Here is a 22,374-nt window from a genome sequence, read left to right on the forward strand (position 1 = left end):
TATGAATGATTAAGGAGTGTTTTTGAATGAAACTATATTTTGCTGCTCCCCTGTTTGCTGCTAGTGACCTGCGCTACAACGCCGAACTTGTTGCGTCGATTCGTCAGCAGTATCCGCAGCTGGAGATTTATTTACCTCAAGAAAATGCCGCGATCAATGATAAATCCGCCTATGCGGATAGCAAAATGATCGCTTTGGCAGATACCGAAAAAGTGCTGGAAAGTGATTTGATGATCGCATTGCTGGATGGTTTGACCATCGATGCTGGGGTTGCCTCTGAGATCGGTGTCGCTTATGCTAAAGGCATTCCTGTTTTAGGGCTTTATACGGATAGTCGCCAACAAGGTGCCGACAATCAGCAAAAGCTGGCAGCATTACAAACCGTTGCGGAAAACCAATTCCACTATGTCAATCTTTATACGGTGGGTTTGATCAAGCTAAACGGGGAGATTTACTCCTCTGAAGCAGCCCTTTTAGCTGGCTTAGCCGACTATCTTTCGGAGGACAACTAAATGGGGCAAAATTATCAGCGACTGCAAAAGGTATTCACTATTTTTGGTATTCTCGTGTTTTGTTTTTCTTTGTGGGAATTTTTCCGTGGTGTCTATCCGCAAACACAAGGATTGATTTTCCTCGCCCAAGCCTTGCTTGGGATTTTATTGATCTTCGTCCCAGAAATGAGTAAAAAGTTCTTGAAAATCCAGCTACCAAACGCCACCGTCTACTTTTATTGGTTTTTCTTGCTGATCTCTGTATTTATGGGGACGATCTTACATTTGATCGAAACCATTGCTTTCTGGGATAAAATTCTACATGCGGTAAGCCCAATGGTCTTGACGGCTGTCGGCTATGGATTGATCTGTCTGCTACTGAAAGAAGTCAAAGTTTCAAACGTCTCTCCCTGGTTATTCTTACTGATGGGCTTTGCTTTTGCTGGCTTGTGTGGTATCTTCTGGGAGTTTTGGGAGTTTATCTGCGATTCCGTTGGTGGGATGAATCTCCAACGTTATGCCACACTGGATGGCACCCCGTTTATCGGTCGTGAAGCATTGATGGATACGATGGGCGATTTACTAACCAACACGATTGGTGCTGCCTTGATGGGCGTGATCGCATATGTTCAAGGACGAGGCAAACCTGATTACTTTGAAAGTTATCGAATTAAAAAATTATCATAAACGACCATAAAAAGCTTGTTGAAACCATCGTTTTTCAACAAGCTTTTTTCTTTTGTTCTTTTATTCATAAAGAAAAATTTATAAAAATACTTAAATAACACATCTTATTTTTATAGATTCGCTGTCTATCAAGGTTTGACCTTTCTTACACTTCCCTATAAAACGATTACAACCACAAAAAAATTCCCTCGTTTAATCATTTTTATTTCCCCAAAAAACCATGGTCTGTTATAATTACATTATTCATTTGACGTTGCGTCAGTAAAGGAGAGGCTTATGGTTCTAACAGTGTTTTTTATTTTATGCTGCTTGATTTTTTCATCGATCACCTATGCGTTCTCTAAAGATGCTCGAAAATTTGTCCAACCTTTATCAATCAAAATTATTTTTATTGCATCAGCTATTATTGCGGTTTGGACAATGTTCTTTTCAATGGTTGCATTTGTCGCTTGGGTCATCTAAAAAACATTCTTGTCAGTTGCGATCGTTTTCGCTGCACTGGCAAGAATGTTTTTTCTTTTGATTAAAATAGTTTGATTTGATTCAATGGCCAAAAGCGCAGCAGCACTTTCCCTTCCATTTGATCTTCCGTTACAACCCCGAAACTGCGACTGTCTCTAGAGATCAAACGATTGTCTCCCATCACAAAATAGCTGCCTTCAGGAACCGTTACCGTAAAATCATCGGTAAAGTGTTCGGCACCAGCCGCGATTTGCTGAAACATTTCGCGATAAGAATATTCGTCTTGTAATTGATCGTCTGCAAATTTCTCTTTAAACTCATCTAAATAGGGTTCTTCGTATACTTCTCCATTGATCGTTAGGACATCATCTTTCATCTCGATGGTATCACCGGGTAAACCAATCAACCGCTTGACAGCGATTTTACTTGGATCATCTGGTTCAACACATATCACGATGTCTTGTCGGTCATAGGAGGAGATTTTTGATGCAATCAAACGCTGTTTATCTGCCAACGTCGGGTCCATAGAATGGCCACTGACTTGAACAGGGGTCAGGACAAACAGACGGATGAGAACCACGGCGACGATAAAGAAAAGCAGTAACCAATTTTCTTTGAGAATTTTTACCATAGCTGCTCTTTCGCTCCTTTACTGCATCTTTTGTCATCAGCGAAAGCTTGTTCTGCCATTTTGACAAAAGATATCTTCCTCAATCTTACGTGGAATATTTGCTTTGAGCAAGAGAAATCATCGATTTTAAAAAATTTATGATATTTCTCGTTGCGAAAAGAATCGTTTACGTTCGATCACGACTCAAGAAAGCAAACACATCTTTTCGACGTAGACTCCCTATCAGTTGGTGATTTTCTTCGATCACCACCGTCTCATGACTCGCAAATAAAGTATACAACTCATTTAATGGCGCAGATGCTGCAATTTTCGGGTCAGCTTGATTGATATCATTGCTGAAAAAGTTCATCCGTATCAAATCTCCTGCTGTGACCAGTTTTGCTTCATCTTCCCCGGTTTCTTCAAAGAAGCTTTTCACAAAAGCGGTCTTCGGTTGTGAAACGATGACTTCTGGTGTATCGCATTGAACGATCTTCCCTTGATTCATCACAGCGATGCGCGTCCCTAGTTTTACCGCTTCTTTCATGTTATGCGTGACAAAAATAATCGTCGTCCCAAGCTCTTTGTGCAGATCGAGGACTAGCTCCTGTAAAGAATTACGAGAAATTGGATCAAGGGCACTAAAGGGTTCGTCCATCAGAATGATTTCGGGATTGGCAGCTAACGCGCGCAAGATCCCGATCCGTTGCTGTTCTCCACCAGACAATTCTTTCGGCATTCGATGACGGTACTGCTCTGGGTCAAGTTTGACCTGTGTCAGCAAACGATCCACGGCTTCTGAGCGATCTTTTTTTGACCACCCTAACATCTCTGGGATCACTTCAATATTTTGTTTGACATCCATCGTCGGAAACAGAGCGATTTGTTGGAGAACATACCCCATTTGCCAACGCATCTTTTGAATATTGTATTCTTTGATGCGTTTTTCTTTGAAGTAAATATCACCATCTGTCGGTTCTGACAAGGCGTTGATCATCTTCAAAGTCGTCGTTTTCCCACTCCCAGAAGGACCGACCAAAACAAAGATTTCTCCTTTATTGATACTCAGATCTAATTGATCGATCACTAGTTTTTGATCAAACTTTTTACTGACGTTTTTAAATTCAATAATTGGTGTCATTCTTGTCCCTCCTTAATTAATCCTTCGTCTATCAGGAAGGTACGTGCGACTTCTGCTGGATTTTTTCCTTCGACATTGACCTGATAATTCATTTCACTCATTTGTTCTTCGGTGATTTTCCCTGCCAACTTTTCCAATGCACGGACGACTTCTGGATGTTCCTTGGCAAAGGCTTCTTTCATCAAAGGCGCTCCTTGATAAGGTGGAAATAGTTCCTGATCGTCTTCTAGAATAACTAAGCCATATTGACGCAATTCACTGTCCGTGGAATAGGCATCCAGTAGATTGATATCACCATTATTGATGGCTTGGTAACGCAATGCTGGTTCCATACTTTGGACACTTGGAAAATCTAGCCCATAAAGTTCTTGGATCCCCGCATATCCGTCCGTCCGATCAATGAATTCGAGAGTGAAGCCAGCTTTGATTTGATTTTCGATTTTCTTCAAATCAGAGATCGTGGTTAGTCCATTTTCCTCAGCAAATTCTTTTTTGACAGCCAACGCATAGGTATTTTGATACGCCATCGGCTGAAGCAAGGTCATCTCAAACTGATCCTTCAATAGATTGACTGCTTCGGTATAGGTTTCGTCGGAGTCAAGGTTTTGACTCGCAAGCTTTTCTGGTACCTCAACTAAGCTCTCCAACACGGTACCAGTAAACTCTGGATATATATCAACTTGACCATTGTCCAATGCGCTGAATAAGAAAGAGGTTTTTCCAAAATTTGGCTCTAGTTCAACTTGGGCATCAGGGTCTTCTTGTTCAATCAATTCTTTGTACATGTTGATCAAGATATCAGGTTCAGACCCTAGTTTCCCTGCGATCGTAATGGTTTTGGGAGCAAAAAATCCGCTTTGTGAGAAGGAAACCCCACCAATCAGCAAGATGATTGCTGCCAACGTGATCAAGGTATAGCGCGGTTTTAAATGTTGCAGGTAACGGATCAGGGTACTGAAAACAATCGCCAACAAGGCAGACCCGATCGCACCAATTAACGTTAACTCAGGCGCATTTCGATCGATCCCTAACAAAATAAAGGAACCTAACCCGCCAGCGCCAATCAAAGCGGCCAAGGTCGCTGTTCCGATGATCAAGACCAGCGCCGTGCGAATCCCAGAAATTATGACAGGCAAAGCAATCGGCAACTCGACTTTGATCAATCGGCGCATCCGAGACATACCAAATGCCGCAGCAGCTTCTTCGATTGATGGATCGATCTCCGAAAGGCCAATATAGGTATTTTGAAAGATCGGCAATAATGCATAAATAACTAATGCGATCAATGCAGGTGGCGTTCCGATCCCCACGAATGGAATCAATAAACCTAACAGTGCCAGTGATGGAATCGTCTGCAACACACTCGTTATTTGTAGGCCGACTTCCGCTGCCCGTTTATGATTAACCAGCCAAATAGCTAAAGGAACAGCAATAACGATCGCCACGAGCAGCGCAATGATCGACAATGATAAATGTTCAAAGACAGCTGTCAGCAATTCCCCTTTTCGCTCATTCAACGTTTCAAAAAAAGTATTCATCTTTTCATTCCTCTCCTACTCCATAAGAACAGTATAATCGAAGTGCGAATTTCCTCCAAACAACAAGCAAGGAGAACTTTTTTGTCTTATGTTGAGCGACAAAAAAACGATGGCTGCCAATGAAATGGCAACCATCGTTTTGTATTTATTCATTTGTTCTCTTTTTATTATTCGGTCATTGGCGTATTTTCAAAAACCAGCTGATCGTTCAATAATTCGATGGTGACTTGGGTCTTTGGTAAGACTCTGCCAGCAACGATTTCTTTTGCCAATGGGGTTTCGACTTCTCTCGTGATAAACCGACGGAGAGGACGCGCACCATACGCTGGCTCATAAGCATTTTCAGCGATCCAGCGTTTGGCTTCTTCAGTGATCGTCAACAGTATATCTTGGACTTCCAGTCGTTGTGAAAGCTGTGCGATGATCTTGTCGACGATGCCTGTCACATCGTTTAGACTAAGCGGTGTGAATAAAATCGTATCGTCGATCCGATTTAAGAATTCTGGTTTGAAATGCCCTCTCAAGAGATTACGGACAGTTTCTGCGACAGTTTCTGGGATCGTTCCTTCTGCCGTTACACCATCTAGCAAGACTTGAGAGCCGATATTGCTAGTCATGATCAAGACGGTATTTTTGAAATCAACGACGCGTCCTTTTGAGTCTGTCAAACGGCCATCATCAAGCACTTGCAATAAGATATTGAAGACATCTGGATGGGCTTTTTCGATCTCATCCAATAAGACGATCGTGTATGGATTGCGTCGAACGGCTTCAGTCAATTGTCCACCTTCTTCAAATCCAACATAGCCTGGAGGGGCACCGACCAAACGAGACACCGAATGTTTTTCCATGTATTCGCTCATATCGATCCGAACCATATGCTCTTCAGAGTCAAAGAGGTTGACCGCTAACGCTTTCGCTAATTCGGTCTTACCGACGCCGGTCGGTCCTAAGAACAAGAAGGAACCTAATGGTCGATTTGGATCTTGCAGACCAGCTCGGGAACGAATGACTGCGTCACTGACGGCATCGACTGCCTCATCTTGTCCGATCACTCGTTGATGCAAGGTCTCGTTTAATTTCAACAGTTTTTCTCGTTCGCCCTCCACTAATTTCGCAACAGGGATTCCTGTCAAGCGGCCCACGACTAAGGCGATCTCATTTTCTGTCACTGACTCTTGAACCATTCGAATGCCTTCGTCTTGGTTTTTTTCTTCCAATTCAGCGAGTTCTTTTTCCAGTTGGGGAATCGTCCCATGACGAAGAACAGCTGCCCGTTCCAAATCATAGTTATTTTCAGCATCTTCCAACTCATGCTTGGCTTTATCGATCTCTGCCCGTTTATTGGAAACTGCATTGACTTCTTCTTTTTCCGTTTCCCACTGCATTTTCATGGTATTGACTTCTTCACGCAATTCCGCCAATTCTTCTTGTAAAATGCCTAAACGTTTTTTCGATGCATCATCAGATTCTTTTTTCAGTGCGGCTTCTTCGATCTCCAATTGCATCAAACGTCGAGTGACCTGATCGAGCTCGGTAGGCATCGAATTCATTTCTACCCGAATCGTGGCACTTGCTTCGTCGATCAAATCGATGGCTTTGTCTGGTAAAAAGCGGTCCGTGATATACCGATCAGATAAGGTCGCAGCAGCAACAAGCGCATTGTCATGGATATTGACGCCATGATGGATCTCGAACCGTTCTTTCAAGCCACGTAAAATCGAAATCGTATCTTGAACGGTTGGTTCCTGTACCAGCACTTTTTGGAAACGACGTTCCAAGGCTTTGTCCTTTTCCATGTATTGACGGTATTCATCAAGGGTCGTTGCGCCAATCGTATGCAATTCTCCCCGTGCCAGCATTGGTTTTAGTAAGTTTCCAGCATCCATGCTGCCTTCCGTCTTACCAGCACCTACAATATTGTGGATCTCATCAATAAAGAGAATGATCCGTCCATCGGCTTTTTTCACTTCTTGTAAGACGGCTTTCAAACGCTCTTCAAATTCACCTCGGAACTTGGCACCTGCGATCAAGGCACCCATATCCAGAGAAAAGATCGTTTTGTCTTTTAGGTTTTCTGGGACGTCTTTTCGCACGATCCGTTGAGCCAATCCTTCAACAATGGCTGTTTTACCAACCCCCGGTTCACCAATCAAAACGGGATTGTTTTTTGTTTTCCGAGAAAGGATGCGAATCACGTCGCGAATTTCTTCGTCTCGTCCGATAATGGGGTCCATTTTTCCGCTGCGGACTTGTTGGACCAAGTCAACGCCGTATTTTTCTAATGCTTTGTATTGTTCTTCTTGATTTTGTGAGGTCACACGATCCCCTCCTCTTAATGTTTCGATCGTTTGCTTGATTTCTTTTGCGGTGATTCCTTGTTTCTTTAAATACACCGTCAATGGATGATTTTTCAATTTCATCAACGCATAAAGGACGATTTCTGTGGAAAGATACTCGTCTTGAAATTCATTTTTTAATTGATCTGCCTCAGACAAAAGATGAAACAGATTTTGACTCATGGATTGACCATAACGAACATTTCCTCCTTCAACCGAAGGCAGTTCATCTAGTAGCTGGTCGACTTCCTTTTCAAATGCATCGACATCAAGGCCTGTATCCGTATAAAAATTGCGGCCGAATTGATTGGCTTGCAATAAAATCTTCCATAAATGCGGAATATCGATTTCTTGGTGGTGACGCGTCATGGCAATCTGCTGTGCTTCCGCGATGGCACTCTGTAATGTAGTCGTCATTTTTTCTGGGTTCATACTTTTCCCTCCCAAAATGGTAGTCAGAAAAATTAGTACACTGCAAGCAGCATCCTTTTTTCTACTCTTCTATTATACAATATTGGTCAGTAATGGTCAAAAGATTTCCCTCGAAGATCAAGATTTTTTTCAGTATTCTTTCATGAAAATTGACAGATAGGAAGCCGCAATGGTATGCTAGGTCCTGATTGGTCAGGAACAATCGATTTTCCTGATCCTTTTGATCGCTCTTTGGCGATAGTTATTCAGTAAGATTATCTACTTAGCTGTAACGTCTACTGTTTACAGCTTTTTTATATGGAGGAAACGATGTTAACATTAACGAATATTAGCCAACAATTTGGCGACAAATTGCTTTACGAAGATGTTTCCGTTCAAATCAACCGTGGGGAAAAAGTCGGGTTGATTGGACGGAATGGCGCCGGCAAAAGTACTTTAATCAAAATCATTACAGGAGAAATTCTCCCAGACGATGGCTTTGTTCAATTTCCGAAAAATTTGAAAATGGGCTATTTGGATCAATATGTCAATGTTGATGAAACGCAATCGATCCGTGATTTTTTGCGCTCTGCCTTTGCAGAAGACTTCGAAAAAGAACAACAGATCGCAGATCTTTATACTGCTTATGGCGAAAGTCTTGACGATAAGCTTTTAGAAAAAGCCGGCGAATTGCAAAATCAATTGGATCAAGGAAATTTCTACCAAATGGATACATTGATCGATGATTTAGCAGAAGGATTAGGTATTTCGGTTCTCGGCATGGATACCCCCCTTGCTTCCTTAAGTGGTGGTCAACGCTCAAAATTGATCTTAGCAAAAATGTTGCTAGAAAAACCCGACATGCTGATTTTAGATGAACCGACCAACCACTTAGATGATGAGCATATCAAATGGCTGGTTGAGTTTTTACAGGACTTTACTGGTACCTACTTAGTCGTTTCTCATGATCGTCAATTTTTGAATGAAATCACGACCCATATCATTGATATCGAATTTGGCAAGCTTTCTAAGTATACGGGGAATTTAGACAAAGCATTAAAGCTAAAAACGCTGCAAAATGAAAGTTATATGAAGCAATACGAAGCACAACAAGAGCATATCAAGAAAACCGAAAGCTATATCCGTAAATACAAAGCTGGTTCTCGTTCAACAATGGCAAAGAGTCGTGAAAAACAATTGGCAAAAATCGAACGTTTGACCCCACCCCAAGATGTCCCTAAACCGCATCTAGGATTTGATTTGGCACCGATCGTTACGACCTTGGCATTAGAGACGACCAATCTAGTGATCGGTTATGACCAAAAGCCTTTACTATCGCCAATCAACCTAACGATCCGCTATGGCGAAAAAATTGCGATTCGGGGATTTAATGGGATCGGTAAATCGACGTTGATCAAAACAATACTTGGTGTGATCCCTGCAATTGAAGGAACCGTTTCTTACCCACAGCATACAAAGTTTAATTACTTTTCTCAAGATCTTGACTGGGAGTATCCATTACAGACGCCTCTGCAATACCTCGAGGATCTTTTCCCAAAGGCAACCAACAAAGAATTGCGACGACAACTTTCTCGTGCGGGATTACCTAGCCAGCTTGCTCAAGAGGAATTGAAATTATTAAGTGGTGGCGAGCAGACAAAAGTGAAGTTAGCTGAAATGATGCTGATCAAAAGCAACTTTTTGATTCTTGATGAACCGACCAACCATATAGATCAAGACACGAAAAACAATTTGGAAGAAACCCTGGCAACTTTTCCCGGAACCGTTCTGATCGTTTCCCATGAAGCTGAATTCTATGAATCCTTTGTTGATCGGATCATTGATTTGAAAGACTAAAAAAAACGCTTATCCTCTACTCGAAGATAAGCGTTTTTTTAACTTTCCACTTTTTCTTTTCTGAGCTCTGTCAGCTCTTGGCTAATGTCTTTGCGCTTTTCTTTCATTACATATGCAAAGCCAATAATGAAGGGCCAAATGAATGTCGCTAAGCGATACAGCAGCATAGAAGATGCTGCATCGACTGTGCCGACTAATGGACCAAAAAGCAGCATATAAATAAATTCAAAGGAACCGATCCCCGCCGGTGTTGGAATCACCCCGGACAAGACGACAGCAAAGCTGATGAAGGATAACGTCAACAAGAAATCGATCTCTGGGTGCTGCACGACAAGAATCACATAAGGGATCACGTACCAAGGCAGCATCTTCAAAAGATTCCAAAGATAAATGCGCAAGAAAGCGGTCCGATCGGTAATAATCGCATTGACCGTTTCTCGCAAAGAATAGATCTGGGTGTTGCATTTGTCAACGATCCCTCTTAACGTTGCACTTTTGAACAGCTTATTGCTGACGATCACAAAAAAGACTTGTATGTTGATACTGACAGAAAGTGCCAATAAAGCGGCAATGATCAAAAAAACGAGTACGATCCCCACCAATATCACCCAAATCATATTCGGCGCATTGTCATAAAATAGCGAGAATTGAATGATCAACCCAGCAATCGCATAAGTCAATATGGCAAACTTATACATCACCATGTGTAAGGTGGTGACCCCAACCCCTTGTGACAACTGCAAGCCATTTTTACGATAAAAATTCACCTCTGAGATCAAGGTGCCCGCGCCAAACGTCACGATCCGATAAAACCCACTGTAACAGACGGTTAGAAACCCCGCCTTGGTGGTGAATTCCGGTTGAAAAGTCACTGCGATCTCTTTAACTGTTCGTCCTTCAATCACTAGGTACAATGTGCCAAGCCCCATAACCAGTAAGACGACGAGAAAGCTGGTCTCTCTTAGCCCCGCTAAAATTTCCATCATCGAGTTACGGACAAAAAAATACATCACACCCAGAATGCCTACTAGTAAAAGTAAATTAAGGGCGAACTTCACTTTAGTTTTCATATTAACTCCTTGCTTGTTAAACCGAATTTATGCAAAAAAGACCATCAGCAGGATAGCAAAAACGGTGCCGAAAGCAAAAAAGAAATAAAACTTCTTCTTTCTTGTTTTATGGCGAAACACGCGTTGCGCGATCAAACCGCCTAATCCGCCGCCAATCGCCCCCATAAAAAGGAGATTTGCTTCGGGAACCCGCCAACCTTGTTTTACTGCCTGATATTTATCATAACCCATCAGACAGAAAAGATAAAGATTGACTGCAATTAAATAAAACCACAATGGATTGTAAATCAGTGCATCCATCCATTTCCTCCATATGATTGATCGTAGGGACCATTATTTTGATTCTTGTGCTTCCTCAGGTACCAACATCGTCAACCCGTGCTTAATGACTTTCATCTCGATTGGCAGATCATCCGTTGGATCGCCGTCGGTCCGAGTATGAACCGTTTTTTCTTTCGCCTTGATCGAGACCTTTGCGGCAGTAAAATATTCAACACTTGGTACTTTGGCAATTCTACCACGAATAATTCTTGGCAAATACAAAATAAACCGTAAAATGTTCAATTTTGGCAAAAGAATAACATGGAACAAGCCATCGTCAGGTTTTGCTTCTTCATCAAAGTTCTTAAACCCACCTGCTGAATTCGACATGACGATCGTCAGTAATTGACTTTTCCCCTGCCATTTCCGTTCGTCAGCGATGACTTCCAATTTGTATTGTTTCTTTTTGATCAACAGATGAATGAACCGTTTCATAAACGCCAACGGACCGTACTGTTGTTTTTCTTCTTGGGAAGTTGATGCTGCAGTATCTGCTAAAAGACCAATGGTCATCGTCGAGATCATTACTTGATCATTGACCATCCCATAATCGATCGGACGTTCAACCCCTGTTAAAATATTCTCAAACGCTTCTTCTGGCTTGACTGGAATACCTAACATTCGAGCGAAGTTATTTACCGTTCCTCCAGGAATGATCCCGATCTTCAGCTCATCCAGCTTTTCTTTGAATGTTTGCAGCCCATGATGGATCGTTCCATCCCCACCAATAATAACAATCGTATCGACCGCATGTTTCTTGGCTGCCTCTTTAACATCCTCAGGGTCAACATCGGGATTTGACGCTTGTAAAAACACTTGATGCTCATCGCCTTGTTCGTTCACATAGGCTTGGAATTTTTCTGCTGTTTCTTTTGCTTCACTTTTCCCCGCTGTATCGTTGTATAATACGAGAATTTTCATCCTATTCACATCCTAATAAAAGGCCGGGCCTTACGCAAGACCTGCGTGAAGAGTTCCCAGCCCTAAAGTTATTCTTTTCTTTCAATGAAGAAGCTGCTGCTATGCTTGCGCATTCAGTTCGGCGATTTTCACGATCACATCGGTCGCTTTCATCATTGATTGTAGTGAGACGAACTCATAACGTCCATGCATATTTTCTCCACCAGCAAAGATATTCGGGGTTGGAATCCCTAGATAGGAGATTTTCGAGCCATCCGTACCACCACGGACAGGTTCTGTCATCGGTGTGATTCCAACTGCTTTCATCGCATCTTTCGCTAAATCAATGATGCTCATATCTTTTTCGATGATTTCTTTCATGTTGTAGTATTGATCATATAGATGTACGTGCACTCGTGGTTCATCAAAGCGGGCATTCAAACTTTCTTGAACCGCTAATAATTGTGCTTTTCTTTCTTCAAAACGACTCCGATCATGATCTCGAATAATGTATGCCATTTTCGCTTCTTCTACTGAACCACTAAGGCTCATCAAATGGAAGAACCCTTCTGTCCCTTCGGTTTTCTCAGGAACTTCATCAGCAGGTAGCGCATTTTGAAAATCGACTGCTAGTTGCAAGGCGTTGATCATGGTGTCTTTAGCTGTTCCAGGGTGGACATTCTTTCCTTGGATCGTAATTTCAGCTTGCGCCGCATTGAAGGTTTCGTATTGCAATTCTCCTACTGGACCGCCATCCATTGTATAGGCAAAATCAACATTGAAATCTTCCACATCGAATTTATCGGCACCAACACCAATTTCTTCATCAGGTCCAAATGCGACTTTGATTTCCCCATGCTTGATCGTTGGGTTTTTCAGTAAAATTTCCATGGCTGTCATGATTTCTGCAATACCTGACTTATCATCAGAACCTAATAAAGTGGTACCATCAGTAGTGATCAAGGTTTCGCCAGCATAATTTTTTAAATTCGGAAAATCTTTTGTGTTTAATGTGTATTTTCCTTCTTTATCTAATTTAATGGTCGATTCGCCATCGTAATTTTCGATGATCTGCGGATCAACATTTTCTGCATTAAAATCGGCGGTATCCATATGGGCGATAAAACCGATGGAGCGCACGTCATGATCGACGTTACTTGGTAATGTTGCGATCACGAAACCATTTGATTCATTGTAATGAACATCGCTTAACCCTAGTTCTTCAAGTTCTTTTTGCAGTTCTTTAGCAAACGCGACTTGTGTTTGGGTGGAAGGTGTTGTGGTGCTTGTCGCATCTGAGCGAGTTTCTGTTTTGACATATTTTAAAAAGCGAGGCAATAAATTTTCGTACATAAAAGATTCTCCTATCTATAGTCAAATGGATTTGTTGAAGTGGTGGAAGGAACAAAGGTCACAGCCCAGTTCTCTTCTGCTTTCCACTGATTGAATTTCTCAATAAACCGAGGAATACATTCCTTTTCGATGTTGTGCCCTGGATCGATCCCGATCAACCCATTGGCTTGCATGTCATGGGCGAAATGGTAACTGATATCGCCAGTGATGTACACATCCGCTTGATGGCGTAAGGCATCCGAATAAAACGATTGACCACTGCCGCCACAAATGGCGATTCGCTGAATTTTTTCAGGTGCATTAGGAAAACTGACAACCCGTAAAGCAGTCAAACCAAACCGCTCTTTGACACGTGCGACAAACTGATCAATGGAAAGAGGCTCAGCGAGGTTGCCAACCCGTCCGATTCCATAGGTCTTCGGCAAATTGTCTAAGGCATACAGATCATAAGCTGGCTCTTCGTAAGGATGAGCAGCGATCATTGCCGAAAGGACCTTTTTCTCGATCGTTTCTGGAAAAATGACTTCGATTTTCGCTTCTTGCACCTGTTCTTCTTTTCCGATCTCACCGATGGCAGGATGTGCCGCTTGCTGTGGTGTAAAGCGACCGGTGCCAATCAATGAATAGCTGGTGTTTTGGTAATTGCCTTGCTGACCAGCACCAGCTTTTCCTAATGCCTTTCGCAATGCTGGTGCCGATTCAACAGGTGTAAATACAGCTAGTTTCTTCATTTTTACTTGATGGGTTTGCTTCAAGTACGTATCTGGTTCAACTTCTAGCAGTTCACAAAACCAATCGTTCAAACCGTCTTCAATAATATCCATATTGGTGTGGGCGGCGTAAACGGCGATATCATGCTTGACGAGATCCATCAACATCTTTTGTTGCGGATCATCGGTCAGCAAGCGGTTCAAAGGGCGAAAGATCGGTGGATGTTTCGCGATGATCAAGTCGATCTTTTTCTCGATGGCTTCGGTTACCACTTCTGGACGTACATCAAGGGTCATCATGACTCGCTCGAGGGGTTTGTTTAATGTACCAACATGCAGACCAACAGGATCGCCTTCTTCTGCCAACCATAACGGGCAGTATGCTTCAAAGCGTTTGATAAATTCTTGACCAGAAATCATGCCAGTACCTCCTTGATCCATTCGATTTGTTCTTTCAATTCATTCATTTTCTCAGCAGGTGGTTCTTTGGCTTTCTCTAACTCTTTGACCACTCGTTGACGCTGCTTCAATTCATGCTGCCATTTTTTATAAAAAACTGGATTTTTTTCTTTTAATAAAAAGGGACCAAAAAATAATTGCTGGGGCGTGTACGTCGCTTTTCCAGTTTCCGCAACGATGATTTCGTAATTTTTGTCATTTTCTTCTAACAGCACTTCATGAATGATCGTAAAATTGTGATCAACGAGCCATTCCCGCAAGGTTCTTTCGCCAACATTCGGTTGTAAGATCAAACGTTTGACCCCCGCTAAGCGATTTTTTCTGCTGCCTTCTTCTAAAATAGAGCGAATCAAAGTCCCCCCCATTCCAGCAACAACAACCGTGTCGATCTTATCTGCTGGCTGAATAGCGTCCAATCCGTCTGCTAAGCGCACCACGATCTTCTCTGTTAGCCCGTTTTTACGTACTTGTTTACTGGCAGAATCATAAGGTCCTTGAACGACTTCTCCAGCTACAGCATAAGTGATTTTGTCCTGCAGCATCAATGCCACAGGTAAATAAGCATGGTCGGAGCCGATGTCGGCGATACGTGCTTGGTCGGGAATTTGTTCGCCCACGCAAGCCAAACGATCCGATAATGCATGTTCGTTCATATTGTCACTCCTTCTTTCGTAGTATAACACGCTTTCCATAAATAGAAAAAAATGTGCGTCTTGACTGTGGTGCCATTGCCAAGGCGCACATTGCATTAATCGTTCACTAATTCAACCTTTTGAATCGAGTTACCGGGAATTTGCGGTGGGATCGACATCGTCATGATCGGGACGCCTTGCAGCGACACTTGGACTTTGTCTCCTTCAACTAACTCCTCGATCTCTCCTGAATAGGCCTCGATAGGGACATGGAGAATGACCCCATCATTTTGAAAACTTTGGACGACTTGATCCTCATCTTCAACTGCCGCTACGTCTTTCAAAAATAATTGAAAGGTATCATCAGAACCTGCTCGGGCATCTTCTTGGATAATACCAGTAAAAACCGTCGCTGTTTCGCTCTCTGAAGAACTATTGGCAACGGAACTAGCATTCTCACTTGATTCAGAAGGCGTGTTATCGCCACTTGATGCATTGTTGTTTTCGGGACTGCCACAAGCCGTTAACAGCAACACTGCTACTAAGGACAAGCCTAGAATCACTTGTTTTTTCATCATCTTCTTCCTCCAGTAATGGTTTTTTTAGGCATCATTTCGTCGATTTTTGCCCGTCATTTGGATCTCTTGTGTCAAGTAACGAATACGCTCCATAATACGTTTGGCTTTCAATGGTTCGGATTCGCCGCGTTGCGTTACTGAAAGATGCTGCTCCAACTCATGCATAGTAAAATTCGAGGTAAAGAACGTCGGGAGTTGCTCTTGCATTCGGTATTGTAGAATCACACCGAAGACTTCATCACGAATCCAACTGCTCATCGCATCCGCACCGATATCGTCCATCATTAAGATTGGGGCTTTTTTCACTGCGTTCAGCTTATCCCCCACCTGATCTTTACCGATTGCTTGTTTCATCTCTACTGCAAATGTCGGGAAGTGAACCAATGTCGTCGTGTAGCCTGCCTCCGCTAAATCTCTGGCGATCGCGCCAAGCAGATAGGTTTTTCCGATCCCAAAACTCCCCACAAAGTAAAGTCCTTTATGAAATTCCTGTGGATTGGCTGTCAACTCACTAATAAAATCAACGGCAGCTGCGATGGCCTCCATTCGGCCAGGCGTTTGCTGATAATCTGCAAAACTTGCTTCTTGTATATCTTTAGGCATATCCATCGCTTTGATGCGACTGCGGATCTCTTCTTGTTTCTGATATGCCAGTAGTTCTTTCGTTGGTACATAGGTGACGTCAATAAAATGAAAATTTAACGCTAAGCGCGGCTCATAGCCCGGTGCGATCATGGATGGATCATTGATGCGGAATTTCCGCTTTTCTTGGACGAACTCATACAGTTTCGCATAGCTTTTTTGAATATCTGCTTCGGTCAATACCTCTTCATTTTCGGCAATAAACGCTTTGACATCAGGATCTTGTAAAACCTCTGCCATCATTGCTGAAAACTGATCACGGTAATTGCGTTTATCCAATAGTTTTCCTAAGTTTTTCCCTACATCTTCCATTACTTGTCACCAGCTTTCTTATGCAAGTAGTTTTGCAGTTTTTTATCTAATTCTGCTTGTCGCTCTGGCGTTAAGGCTGTCTCTTCCACTGGTTTTTCAGCCCAAGAAGGCAGCTTTTCTTCGCGAATGATTTTTTTGCCGCTGGTTTGTGGTCGGCTGCGTTTTTCCTTGGCACTTCGAACAAGGCTCCGAACATGTTTGATGGCATCTTCTGCCGTACCAATTTTTAATTCTGACCACTGGGCGGCGATATTGTTCACATAATTTCCTGACAAAGCGGCATTGTTTTGGACCACCAAGACATAATGAACCAGAACATTGATCACACTATTTGGCAATGGTGACCGTTCGACAAGGCTCTTGATCAGCCATTGTTCTGAATCCGTCATGAAACTGTTCTTCTCCGCTTTGATCGCCTTGAGAAAAGCGATCGGTGCATTGTTCTCACTTTCTTGAATCAATAAGACATCATTTTCTGAAAAACCATTCTGTTTTAATGTATTGAAGCGGCGCAACTGACTTTCCGCTTGGGGATCTTCTCTTTTTGATGTTTTCGTGAATGTTTGTCGTGATTTCTTCATGATAGCTTGTTCCAGCTTCTTCTGGTCGACCTCGCCTGTTGTCAAAGAAACATTGTCCGCCATCAAATCCAACAATTCCAACACATCATAGCCATATAAAGAATGGTATAGAACTAACTTTTGTCGAAAACTTGGCGTGAAATTAGCGGCACGGATATACCGACGCTGCGCTTCATATAAAAGAAAGTCCCAATCCAACTGCTTTTCGTCAAGCACCAAGTTCGCTTTGGTTTCTTGAAAAGAATCACTGACTGCCTGTAACGTTTCTTCATGTGAAGCAAAACGTGCGGTATTTAACCCATAGGCGGCTGAGAAGGATTGAGTCACTTCCTGATAATCGGTCAAGGAACACTGCTTTGGTTGATACAGCTTGACCAGCTGATCAAATTTACGCTCTCCGACTCTTTCCAACAACAGATAAGCATACAATTCATCTTGAAAAAACGCTGCTGGATGGACCGGTTCTTGCAACCAATACAGATACGAGCTCCCGTTTTGAGCATCTGCTTTCTCATAAGACTTTAGCAAGCCGATGCCCTCTAAGTTTTGCTTGGCTTTTATGAAGCGAGGCATTCCCGCATTCATGGCATTCAAGATATCGAGATGCACGGTCGTCACCGACTCCTCGCCAGAAAAGCTTTGGGCTTGGACATCGCTTGCGAGTGTCAAATACAACGCTAAAGCATCACTTTCAATAATTGGTTGATACAAATAAATGAGGGCGTCTTTCCCTTCCGTTGTAAGTGGACGGCTTTTGAACACTTTGTACGATTGATTCGGTAAACTATTGCCCACTTGTTGTCCCCCTCTATTCTTGTGGTTCTTTCGCTTTTTCGACGATGTCTTGTAGTTCTTTCAAGAAAACTGACATGTCTTTAAACTGGCGATAGACACTGGCAAAACGGATATAAGCGATCTCGTCTAAATCAACTAAATCTTCCATCACATACTCACCAATCTGTGTTGTAGAAATTTCATTTTCACCAAGAGCACGAACACGACTTTCCACATGATCGACGATCGTTTCCATCTGATCCATTGTCACTGGTCGTTTTTCAGCAGAACGAATCAAACCCCTTAGGATTTTTTCTCGATTGAATTCTTCACGGGCACCATTCTTCTTAATCACAAGTAGGGGTGCCTCTTCGATACGTTCAAATGTTGTAAAGCGATAGCCGCAATTTTCGCATTCACGACGGCGGCGAATCACACGTCCATCATCGGCTTGTCGACTATCAACTACCCTAGAATTGTTATGATGACATTTTGGACATTGCATAGTTCCACCTCATTTTCTCTCTTATGCGCTTACGTATTTACGTAAAGTCATCGGTTTCTATGATTAATTATAACATGAAATCCGTTGGTACAATAGCCAAAGTGGTTTATTCTGTTCATTTATTACAAAATTTAAATAATGTTATAACTACTGTTTTTTTGAATTTGAAAAAACGGCAGAAATCTTTCTGCCGTTTCATTTCGTTATTTATCTTTCATTTGCAGCAAAGAAACAAAGTCATGCAAATTTGCTGGCTTTTCCATCTGCTGATTGCACCGTTGGCTATCACGACAAATATAGTTCCCCCGTTTGGTATACGTTCCATCGCCATTGCTTTTCGTCAGAGAAAGAAACATCGAGACATTCCCTTCATGCTGGCACAAGGGACAGATTCCTTTCTTGACCTCGGTTGAGACATGACCGTGAAGTCCTGTAAAGCCCTGCTCAGTGGCAATGATCATAAACTTACTTTGACTACCGATATCATCCCAAGAAAGATAGGTGGTCTCTTTTAAATCAACGGAAGCAAAATCAGGTATTTTCAGTTTTTTTACTTTCCGAAACATTTTTTCAATTTGTTTTGTTGTCGGTACCTGAAAGGGTCGGACGTACTCTTTGAGTTCTGTTAACAGCTCATTGCTGCGACTGATTGTCATCCCAGGTTGAAAGAAAGCAGCTAAAATTTCACGTGGCGCTGTTTCTTCTTCAGGAAAAAATTGTTCTATGGCATCTTTTGTCATCGTTTCAACCGTTTTGATCGTTCGAGGATCATTGACCGATTGATACGTTCGTACTAATTGGTATACTTGATGTTTAATTGAATGAAATTGGTAAGGTTCGATCATAAAAAAGCCTTCTTTCTAATTTTCCGTTTCCTATTGCGGCTGTTCTACTTTCTTGACAGTCGTACACAATGCATAAATAAGCATTTGATGACCACCTCCCAATTTCTTCGCTGCTTTCCATGCGATCTTAATGGATTATAATGAGAGGTTGAGCAATTGTCAACTGTGCAGGTGGTTGTCTTTCAACCTCTCTTGTCTCATTAACCCAAAAATGCCTCGTCTAGAAGACGAAGGCATCCATGTTTGTTTATAATTTATCTTCAATTCCTGTGTAATGCTTCAGCTGGTCTGCATCCCGTCGATCATTCGAAGAAATTTTATTTGCATCGGGATTTTCAGCTCGCAATAGTTCTTCGCTGCTGACATTTTCAGGGGTGGTTCGATCATTGCGGGCATCACGCTCATCATTTTGATCATCTAGTTCATTGACTCGTTTTTGATCGTGCTCTTTCTTGATTTGACCTTCTTGTGCTTGTTCTTTTCCAGAGTGGGCAAGTTCTTCATTGTTGGTCCACTCACCGATTTTTTCTTTGGCTTTGCCAACGATCACATCTTTTTCATCTTTAAAAGTACCCATAGTTATCATCCCTCCTGTATAGTTTCATCATAACAAGCATTCTGATTTCTGACAAAAGATATGAATGCGATACCAAACAGTCAGCAAAATGTTTTTCTTTATGCTATAATATGAGCGATTATTTTCTGAATATTCATACAACTGGAGGTGAAGAACCTGTTTAAGGTTCGACAATAGATGACAATCCTCGATTTCCAACAGGTTTCTTTCGTTCGCGACAAGAACTATTTATTAAAAGCGATCAATTGGCAAGTGAAAAAAAATGAGCATTGGGCGATTTTAGGTCTGAATGGTGCTGGCAAAAGTTTATTACTCCAAATGATCACGGGAAGTTTATGGCCTTCTTCTGGTCAACGAACAGTCTTAGGGGAGCGTTACGGAAAAACGTCTGTGCCCGATCTTCAACGGCGCATTGGTTGGGTCAGTTCAGCGCTGCAAAGCAAGTTTTATGGTCGCGATCTTGCCGAAGAGATCGTTCTTTCCGGGCTTTATTCCAGTATTGGTCTTTATGAGTCCTACGAAGAAGAGCAGCTGATCCAAGCAAAAGAGCTTTTGGCTGACTTAGGTTTATCGCATCTGATCCATCGTTCCTATCACGTCCTTTCTCAAGGGGAAAAGCAATTTGTCATGATCGCACGTGCCATGATGGCACAACCAGAGATCCTCATTTTGGACGAACCTTGTACGGGCCTTGATTTATTTGCGCGAGAAGAACTGCTAACCCGTCTGGAGACTTTTTCACAGCTGCCGAATACGCCGACTCTTCTTTACGTTACCCATCATACAGAAGAGCTACTACCGATTTTCACTCATTTGCTGATGTTAAAAAACGGCGAAGTCCACGCCGCTGGTCAACGAGAGACGATTTTTACTGAGGAGGTTCTCACCTCTTTTTATGATCAGCCGATCGTTCTTCACCCCTTTTCCAGCAATCGCGTGATCGTGACCCCAAAATAAATCAGGGCTGGTACTTTGATATTTAACCATTCATAAACGATCGTCTTACTTTCCAAAACAAACAGTTTCCGACATGTTTCAGCGCCAGTTGTTTTTGGAAATGATAGGGCTAGGTTTGCTATTGAAAGATAAAATAGCAGGTTCCCTTTTACTGAAGGGAACCTGCTGTCTTATCTATTTGTTTAAGGATGTTAACCAATCATCGATCTGCTGATTGAGTTGGGCGATCGTTCCTTGATTATCAAAGACAATATCGGCCCGTTGTTTCTTTTTCTCAATGGAAAGCTGACTGTCGATTCGTTGTTGCGCGTCTTGCTCACTCAATTGATTACGTGCCATCAACCGCTCTTTTTGAATCGCTTCTGGCACATAAACGACTGCGGTTTGATCCATGTATTGGTTGTAGTCGGCTTCATAAAGCAAAGGAATGTCAACGATCAACAAGGGCACCTGCTGCTTTTTTTCTTCGATCTGAGACAAAATCTCTTGTCGAATAAATGGCGACAACGTCTGATTCAGCAAGCGACGTTTTTCTGGATCATTAAATATCAGGGCACCGAGGGTTTGCCGATCCAGGTGTCCGTCATCGCTCAAAATCTGCGGACCAAAGGCTTGTGTCACCGCCTGCAAGCCCTCCGTATTCGGTTCAACGACTTCTCTGGCGATGATATCGGCATCAATAATCGGTAAGCCCAGTGAGCGAAAATGCGCGACTGCGGTACTTTTCCCAGTGGCGATCCCGCCAGTGACCCCTAAGACAAAACTCATTTGCTGGACCTCACATGCAATTTTTGGCACTGAGGACAAAAGTGCGTCCCCCGTTGGGCAACCTTGGTCTTGACGATTGGTGTCCCGCATCGCCCGCAAGGATTGCCCGTTTGGCCATAGACATTTAATGACATTTGGAATTTTCCTGCTTCGCCCAATGCATTGAGATAGGTCCGAATGGTTGTCCCCCCTGCTTCAACGGCGCGTTCCAAGACATCGATGATCGCTTGATGCAACACGTTGGCTTCTGCTGGGGTGAGCGAATCTGCTGGTTGTTCAGGATGGATCTTCGCTTGCCATAGCGCCTCATCTACATAAATATTGCCCAAACCAGTCACAAGTTTTTGATCTAACAAAAGGGGTTTGATGGCTTTTTTAGACCGCTTCAATCCTTGCTCAAATGCTTCTAATAAAAACAATTCAGGCTTAGGCTCAGGACCTAATTGCATGATGCCTTTATAGGCTGCGCTTTGGTCTTTATCCACTAAAGTCATACGACCAAATTTTCTTACATCATGGTAATTTAACTGACTGCCATCCGTAAAATGGAAAATGACATGTGTATGTTTATCGACAATCGGGTCTGACTCAAAATACTCGTACTTACCTTCCATTCGTAGATGAGAGATCAGATCATAATCTGTCAATTTAAAAATCAAAAATTTTCCACGTCGTTCAAATCTTTCAAAACGTTGCCCTTTCAACAGTGCCGAAAAGATCGGCACTTCAGGACTTTCGATGATTCGCGGCCAAAGGATCTCGACCGATTCGATCGTTTTATTTAAAACAAGTTTTTCAAGTCCTTTGCGGACCGTTTCAACTTCTGGTAATTCAGGCACCTCTGTTCACCTCAT

The 22,374-nt window shown here is 42.5% G+C and carries 23 protein-coding genes; 5 read left to right on the forward strand and 18 right to left on the reverse strand.

The window, feature by feature from the left end:
- Positions 1–26 precede the first annotated feature (26 nt).
- The 3 genes from P0G38_RS09415 (at position 27) to P0G38_RS09425 (ending at position 1,640) form a co-directional block, all read left to right on the forward strand.
- Positions 27–512: a nucleoside 2-deoxyribosyltransferase gene (locus P0G38_RS09415; RefSeq protein WP_010748216.1), complete on the forward strand. Its 486-nt coding sequence runs from the start codon at positions 27–29 to the stop codon at positions 510–512.
- The gene (locus tag P0G38_RS09420; RefSeq protein ID WP_005226020.1) at positions 513–1,178 is read left to right on the forward strand and encodes a DUF2238 domain-containing protein; all 666 of its coding nucleotides are present in this window, start codon (positions 513–515) and stop codon (positions 1,176–1,178) included.
- A 276-nt stretch (positions 1,179–1,454) separates the two neighbouring features.
- Positions 1,455–1,640, forward strand: coding sequence for a hypothetical protein (locus P0G38_RS09425; RefSeq protein WP_005226019.1), 186 nt, complete (start codon positions 1,455–1,457; stop codon positions 1,638–1,640).
- Positions 1,641–1,701: 61 nt separating this feature from the next.
- Here P0G38_RS09425 and lepB read toward each other — a convergent pair whose 3' ends face one another.
- The 4 genes from lepB to clpB form a co-directional block, all read right to left on the reverse strand.
- Entirely contained in the window at positions 1,702–2,271 is a 570-nt protein-coding gene (lepB, locus tag P0G38_RS09430; RefSeq protein ID WP_060792036.1) for a signal peptidase I, read from the reverse strand.
- A 166-nt stretch (positions 2,272–2,437) separates the two neighbouring features.
- A complete protein-coding gene (locus P0G38_RS09435) occupies positions 2,438–3,391 on the reverse strand; it encodes an ABC transporter ATP-binding protein (RefSeq protein WP_086295310.1) in 954 nt (317 codons plus the stop codon).
- Complete coding sequence (locus P0G38_RS09440; protein WP_221693052.1) at positions 3,388–4,929, reverse strand: ABC transporter permease/substrate-binding protein; 1,542 nt, start codon at positions 4,927–4,929, stop codon at positions 3,388–3,390. The genes P0G38_RS09435 and P0G38_RS09440 overlap by 4 nt, the downstream gene beginning before the upstream one ends.
- A 167-nt stretch (positions 4,930–5,096) precedes the next feature.
- Positions 5,097–7,700, reverse strand: coding sequence for an ATP-dependent chaperone ClpB (gene clpB / locus P0G38_RS09445; protein ID WP_086295306.1), 2,604 nt, complete (start codon positions 7,698–7,700; stop codon positions 5,097–5,099).
- A 309-nt stretch (positions 7,701–8,009) separates the two neighbouring features.
- Here clpB and P0G38_RS09450 point away from each other — a divergent pair, with 309 nt between their 5' ends.
- A complete protein-coding gene (locus tag P0G38_RS09450) occupies positions 8,010–9,536 on the forward strand; it encodes an ABC-F family ATP-binding cassette domain-containing protein (RefSeq protein WP_081117045.1) in 1,527 nt (508 codons plus the stop codon).
- A 38-nt stretch (positions 9,537–9,574) separates the two neighbouring features.
- On the opposite strand, the gene P0G38_RS09455 is transcribed toward P0G38_RS09450, so the two are convergent.
- The 12 genes from P0G38_RS09455 to P0G38_RS09510 all read right to left on the reverse strand — a co-directional run bounded on the left by P0G38_RS09455 (position 9,575) and on the right by P0G38_RS09510 (position 19,804).
- Positions 9,575–10,606, reverse strand: a complete 1,032-nt coding sequence (locus P0G38_RS09455) for a lysylphosphatidylglycerol synthase transmembrane domain-containing protein (protein WP_275850388.1) — start codon at positions 10,604–10,606, stop codon at positions 9,575–9,577.
- A 27-nt stretch (positions 10,607–10,633) separates the two neighbouring features.
- Positions 10,634–10,906: a DUF1294 domain-containing protein gene (locus P0G38_RS09460; protein WP_010748207.1), complete on the reverse strand. Its 273-nt coding sequence runs from the start codon at positions 10,904–10,906 to the stop codon at positions 10,634–10,636.
- A gap of 33 nt (positions 10,907–10,939) precedes the next feature.
- Positions 10,940–11,848: a diacylglycerol/lipid kinase family protein gene (locus P0G38_RS09465; protein WP_275850392.1), complete on the reverse strand. Its 909-nt coding sequence runs from the start codon at positions 11,846–11,848 to the stop codon at positions 10,940–10,942.
- 99 nt (positions 11,849–11,947) lie between these two features.
- Complete coding sequence (gene pepT / locus P0G38_RS09470; RefSeq protein WP_005226010.1) at positions 11,948–13,180, reverse strand: peptidase T; 1,233 nt, start codon at positions 13,178–13,180, stop codon at positions 11,948–11,950.
- A gap of 11 nt (positions 13,181–13,191) precedes the next feature.
- The gene (locus P0G38_RS09475) at positions 13,192–14,310 is read right to left on the reverse strand and encodes a Nif3-like dinuclear metal center hexameric protein (RefSeq protein WP_280115273.1); all 1,119 of its coding nucleotides are present in this window, start codon (positions 14,308–14,310) and stop codon (positions 13,192–13,194) included.
- Positions 14,307–15,002, reverse strand: coding sequence for a tRNA (adenine(22)-N(1))-methyltransferase (locus P0G38_RS09480; RefSeq protein ID WP_275850396.1), 696 nt, complete (start codon positions 15,000–15,002; stop codon positions 14,307–14,309). Before P0G38_RS09480 ends, P0G38_RS09475 begins: the two co-directional genes overlap by 4 nt.
- Before the next feature lie 95 nt (positions 15,003–15,097).
- Positions 15,098–15,559 (reverse strand): hypothetical protein, encoded by a 462-nt coding sequence (locus P0G38_RS09485; protein ID WP_275850397.1) that lies wholly within the window; start codon positions 15,557–15,559, stop codon positions 15,098–15,100.
- A gap of 24 nt (positions 15,560–15,583) precedes the next feature.
- The gene (gene dnaI / locus P0G38_RS09490; RefSeq protein WP_005226006.1) at positions 15,584–16,513 is read right to left on the reverse strand and encodes a primosomal protein DnaI; all 930 of its coding nucleotides are present in this window, start codon (positions 16,511–16,513) and stop codon (positions 15,584–15,586) included.
- The gene (locus P0G38_RS09495) at positions 16,513–17,889 is read right to left on the reverse strand and encodes a replication initiation and membrane attachment family protein (RefSeq protein WP_275850399.1); all 1,377 of its coding nucleotides are present in this window, start codon (positions 17,887–17,889) and stop codon (positions 16,513–16,515) included. The genes dnaI and P0G38_RS09495 overlap by 1 nt, the downstream gene beginning before the upstream one ends.
- A gap of 13 nt (positions 17,890–17,902) precedes the next feature.
- Entirely contained in the window at positions 17,903–18,373 is a 471-nt protein-coding gene (gene nrdR, locus P0G38_RS09500) for a transcriptional regulator NrdR (protein ID WP_005226004.1), read from the reverse strand.
- A 203-nt stretch (positions 18,374–18,576) separates the two neighbouring features.
- Entirely contained in the window at positions 18,577–19,218 is a 642-nt protein-coding gene (locus tag P0G38_RS09505) for a FusB/FusC family EF-G-binding protein (RefSeq protein ID WP_010748200.1), read from the reverse strand.
- Between the two features lie 247 nt (positions 19,219–19,465).
- Positions 19,466–19,804, reverse strand: a complete 339-nt coding sequence (locus tag P0G38_RS09510) for a hypothetical protein (protein WP_016609515.1) — start codon at positions 19,802–19,804, stop codon at positions 19,466–19,468.
- A gap of 168 nt (positions 19,805–19,972) precedes the next feature.
- On the opposite strand from P0G38_RS09510, the gene P0G38_RS09515 reads away from it, so the two are divergent.
- Complete coding sequence (locus P0G38_RS09515) at positions 19,973–20,752, forward strand: ABC transporter ATP-binding protein (RefSeq protein ID WP_275850403.1); 780 nt, start codon at positions 19,973–19,975, stop codon at positions 20,750–20,752.
- A gap of 174 nt (positions 20,753–20,926) precedes the next feature.
- Here the strand turns inward: P0G38_RS09515 and coaE are convergent, their stop codons facing one another.
- Together coaE and mutM are read right to left on the reverse strand one after the other, a co-directional pair.
- Positions 20,927–21,520, reverse strand: a complete 594-nt coding sequence (gene coaE / locus P0G38_RS09520; RefSeq protein WP_275850405.1) for a dephospho-CoA kinase — start codon at positions 21,518–21,520, stop codon at positions 20,927–20,929.
- Positions 21,517–22,359, reverse strand: coding sequence for a DNA-formamidopyrimidine glycosylase (gene mutM, locus P0G38_RS09525; protein WP_275850407.1), 843 nt, complete (start codon positions 22,357–22,359; stop codon positions 21,517–21,519). Before mutM ends, coaE begins: the two co-directional genes overlap by 4 nt.
- Between the last annotated feature and the right edge of the window lie 15 nt (positions 22,360–22,374).

The organism is Enterococcus casseliflavus, from assembly GCF_029215545.1.
Classification (GTDB): Bacteria; Bacillota; Bacilli; order Lactobacillales; family Enterococcaceae; genus Enterococcus_D; species Enterococcus_D casseliflavus.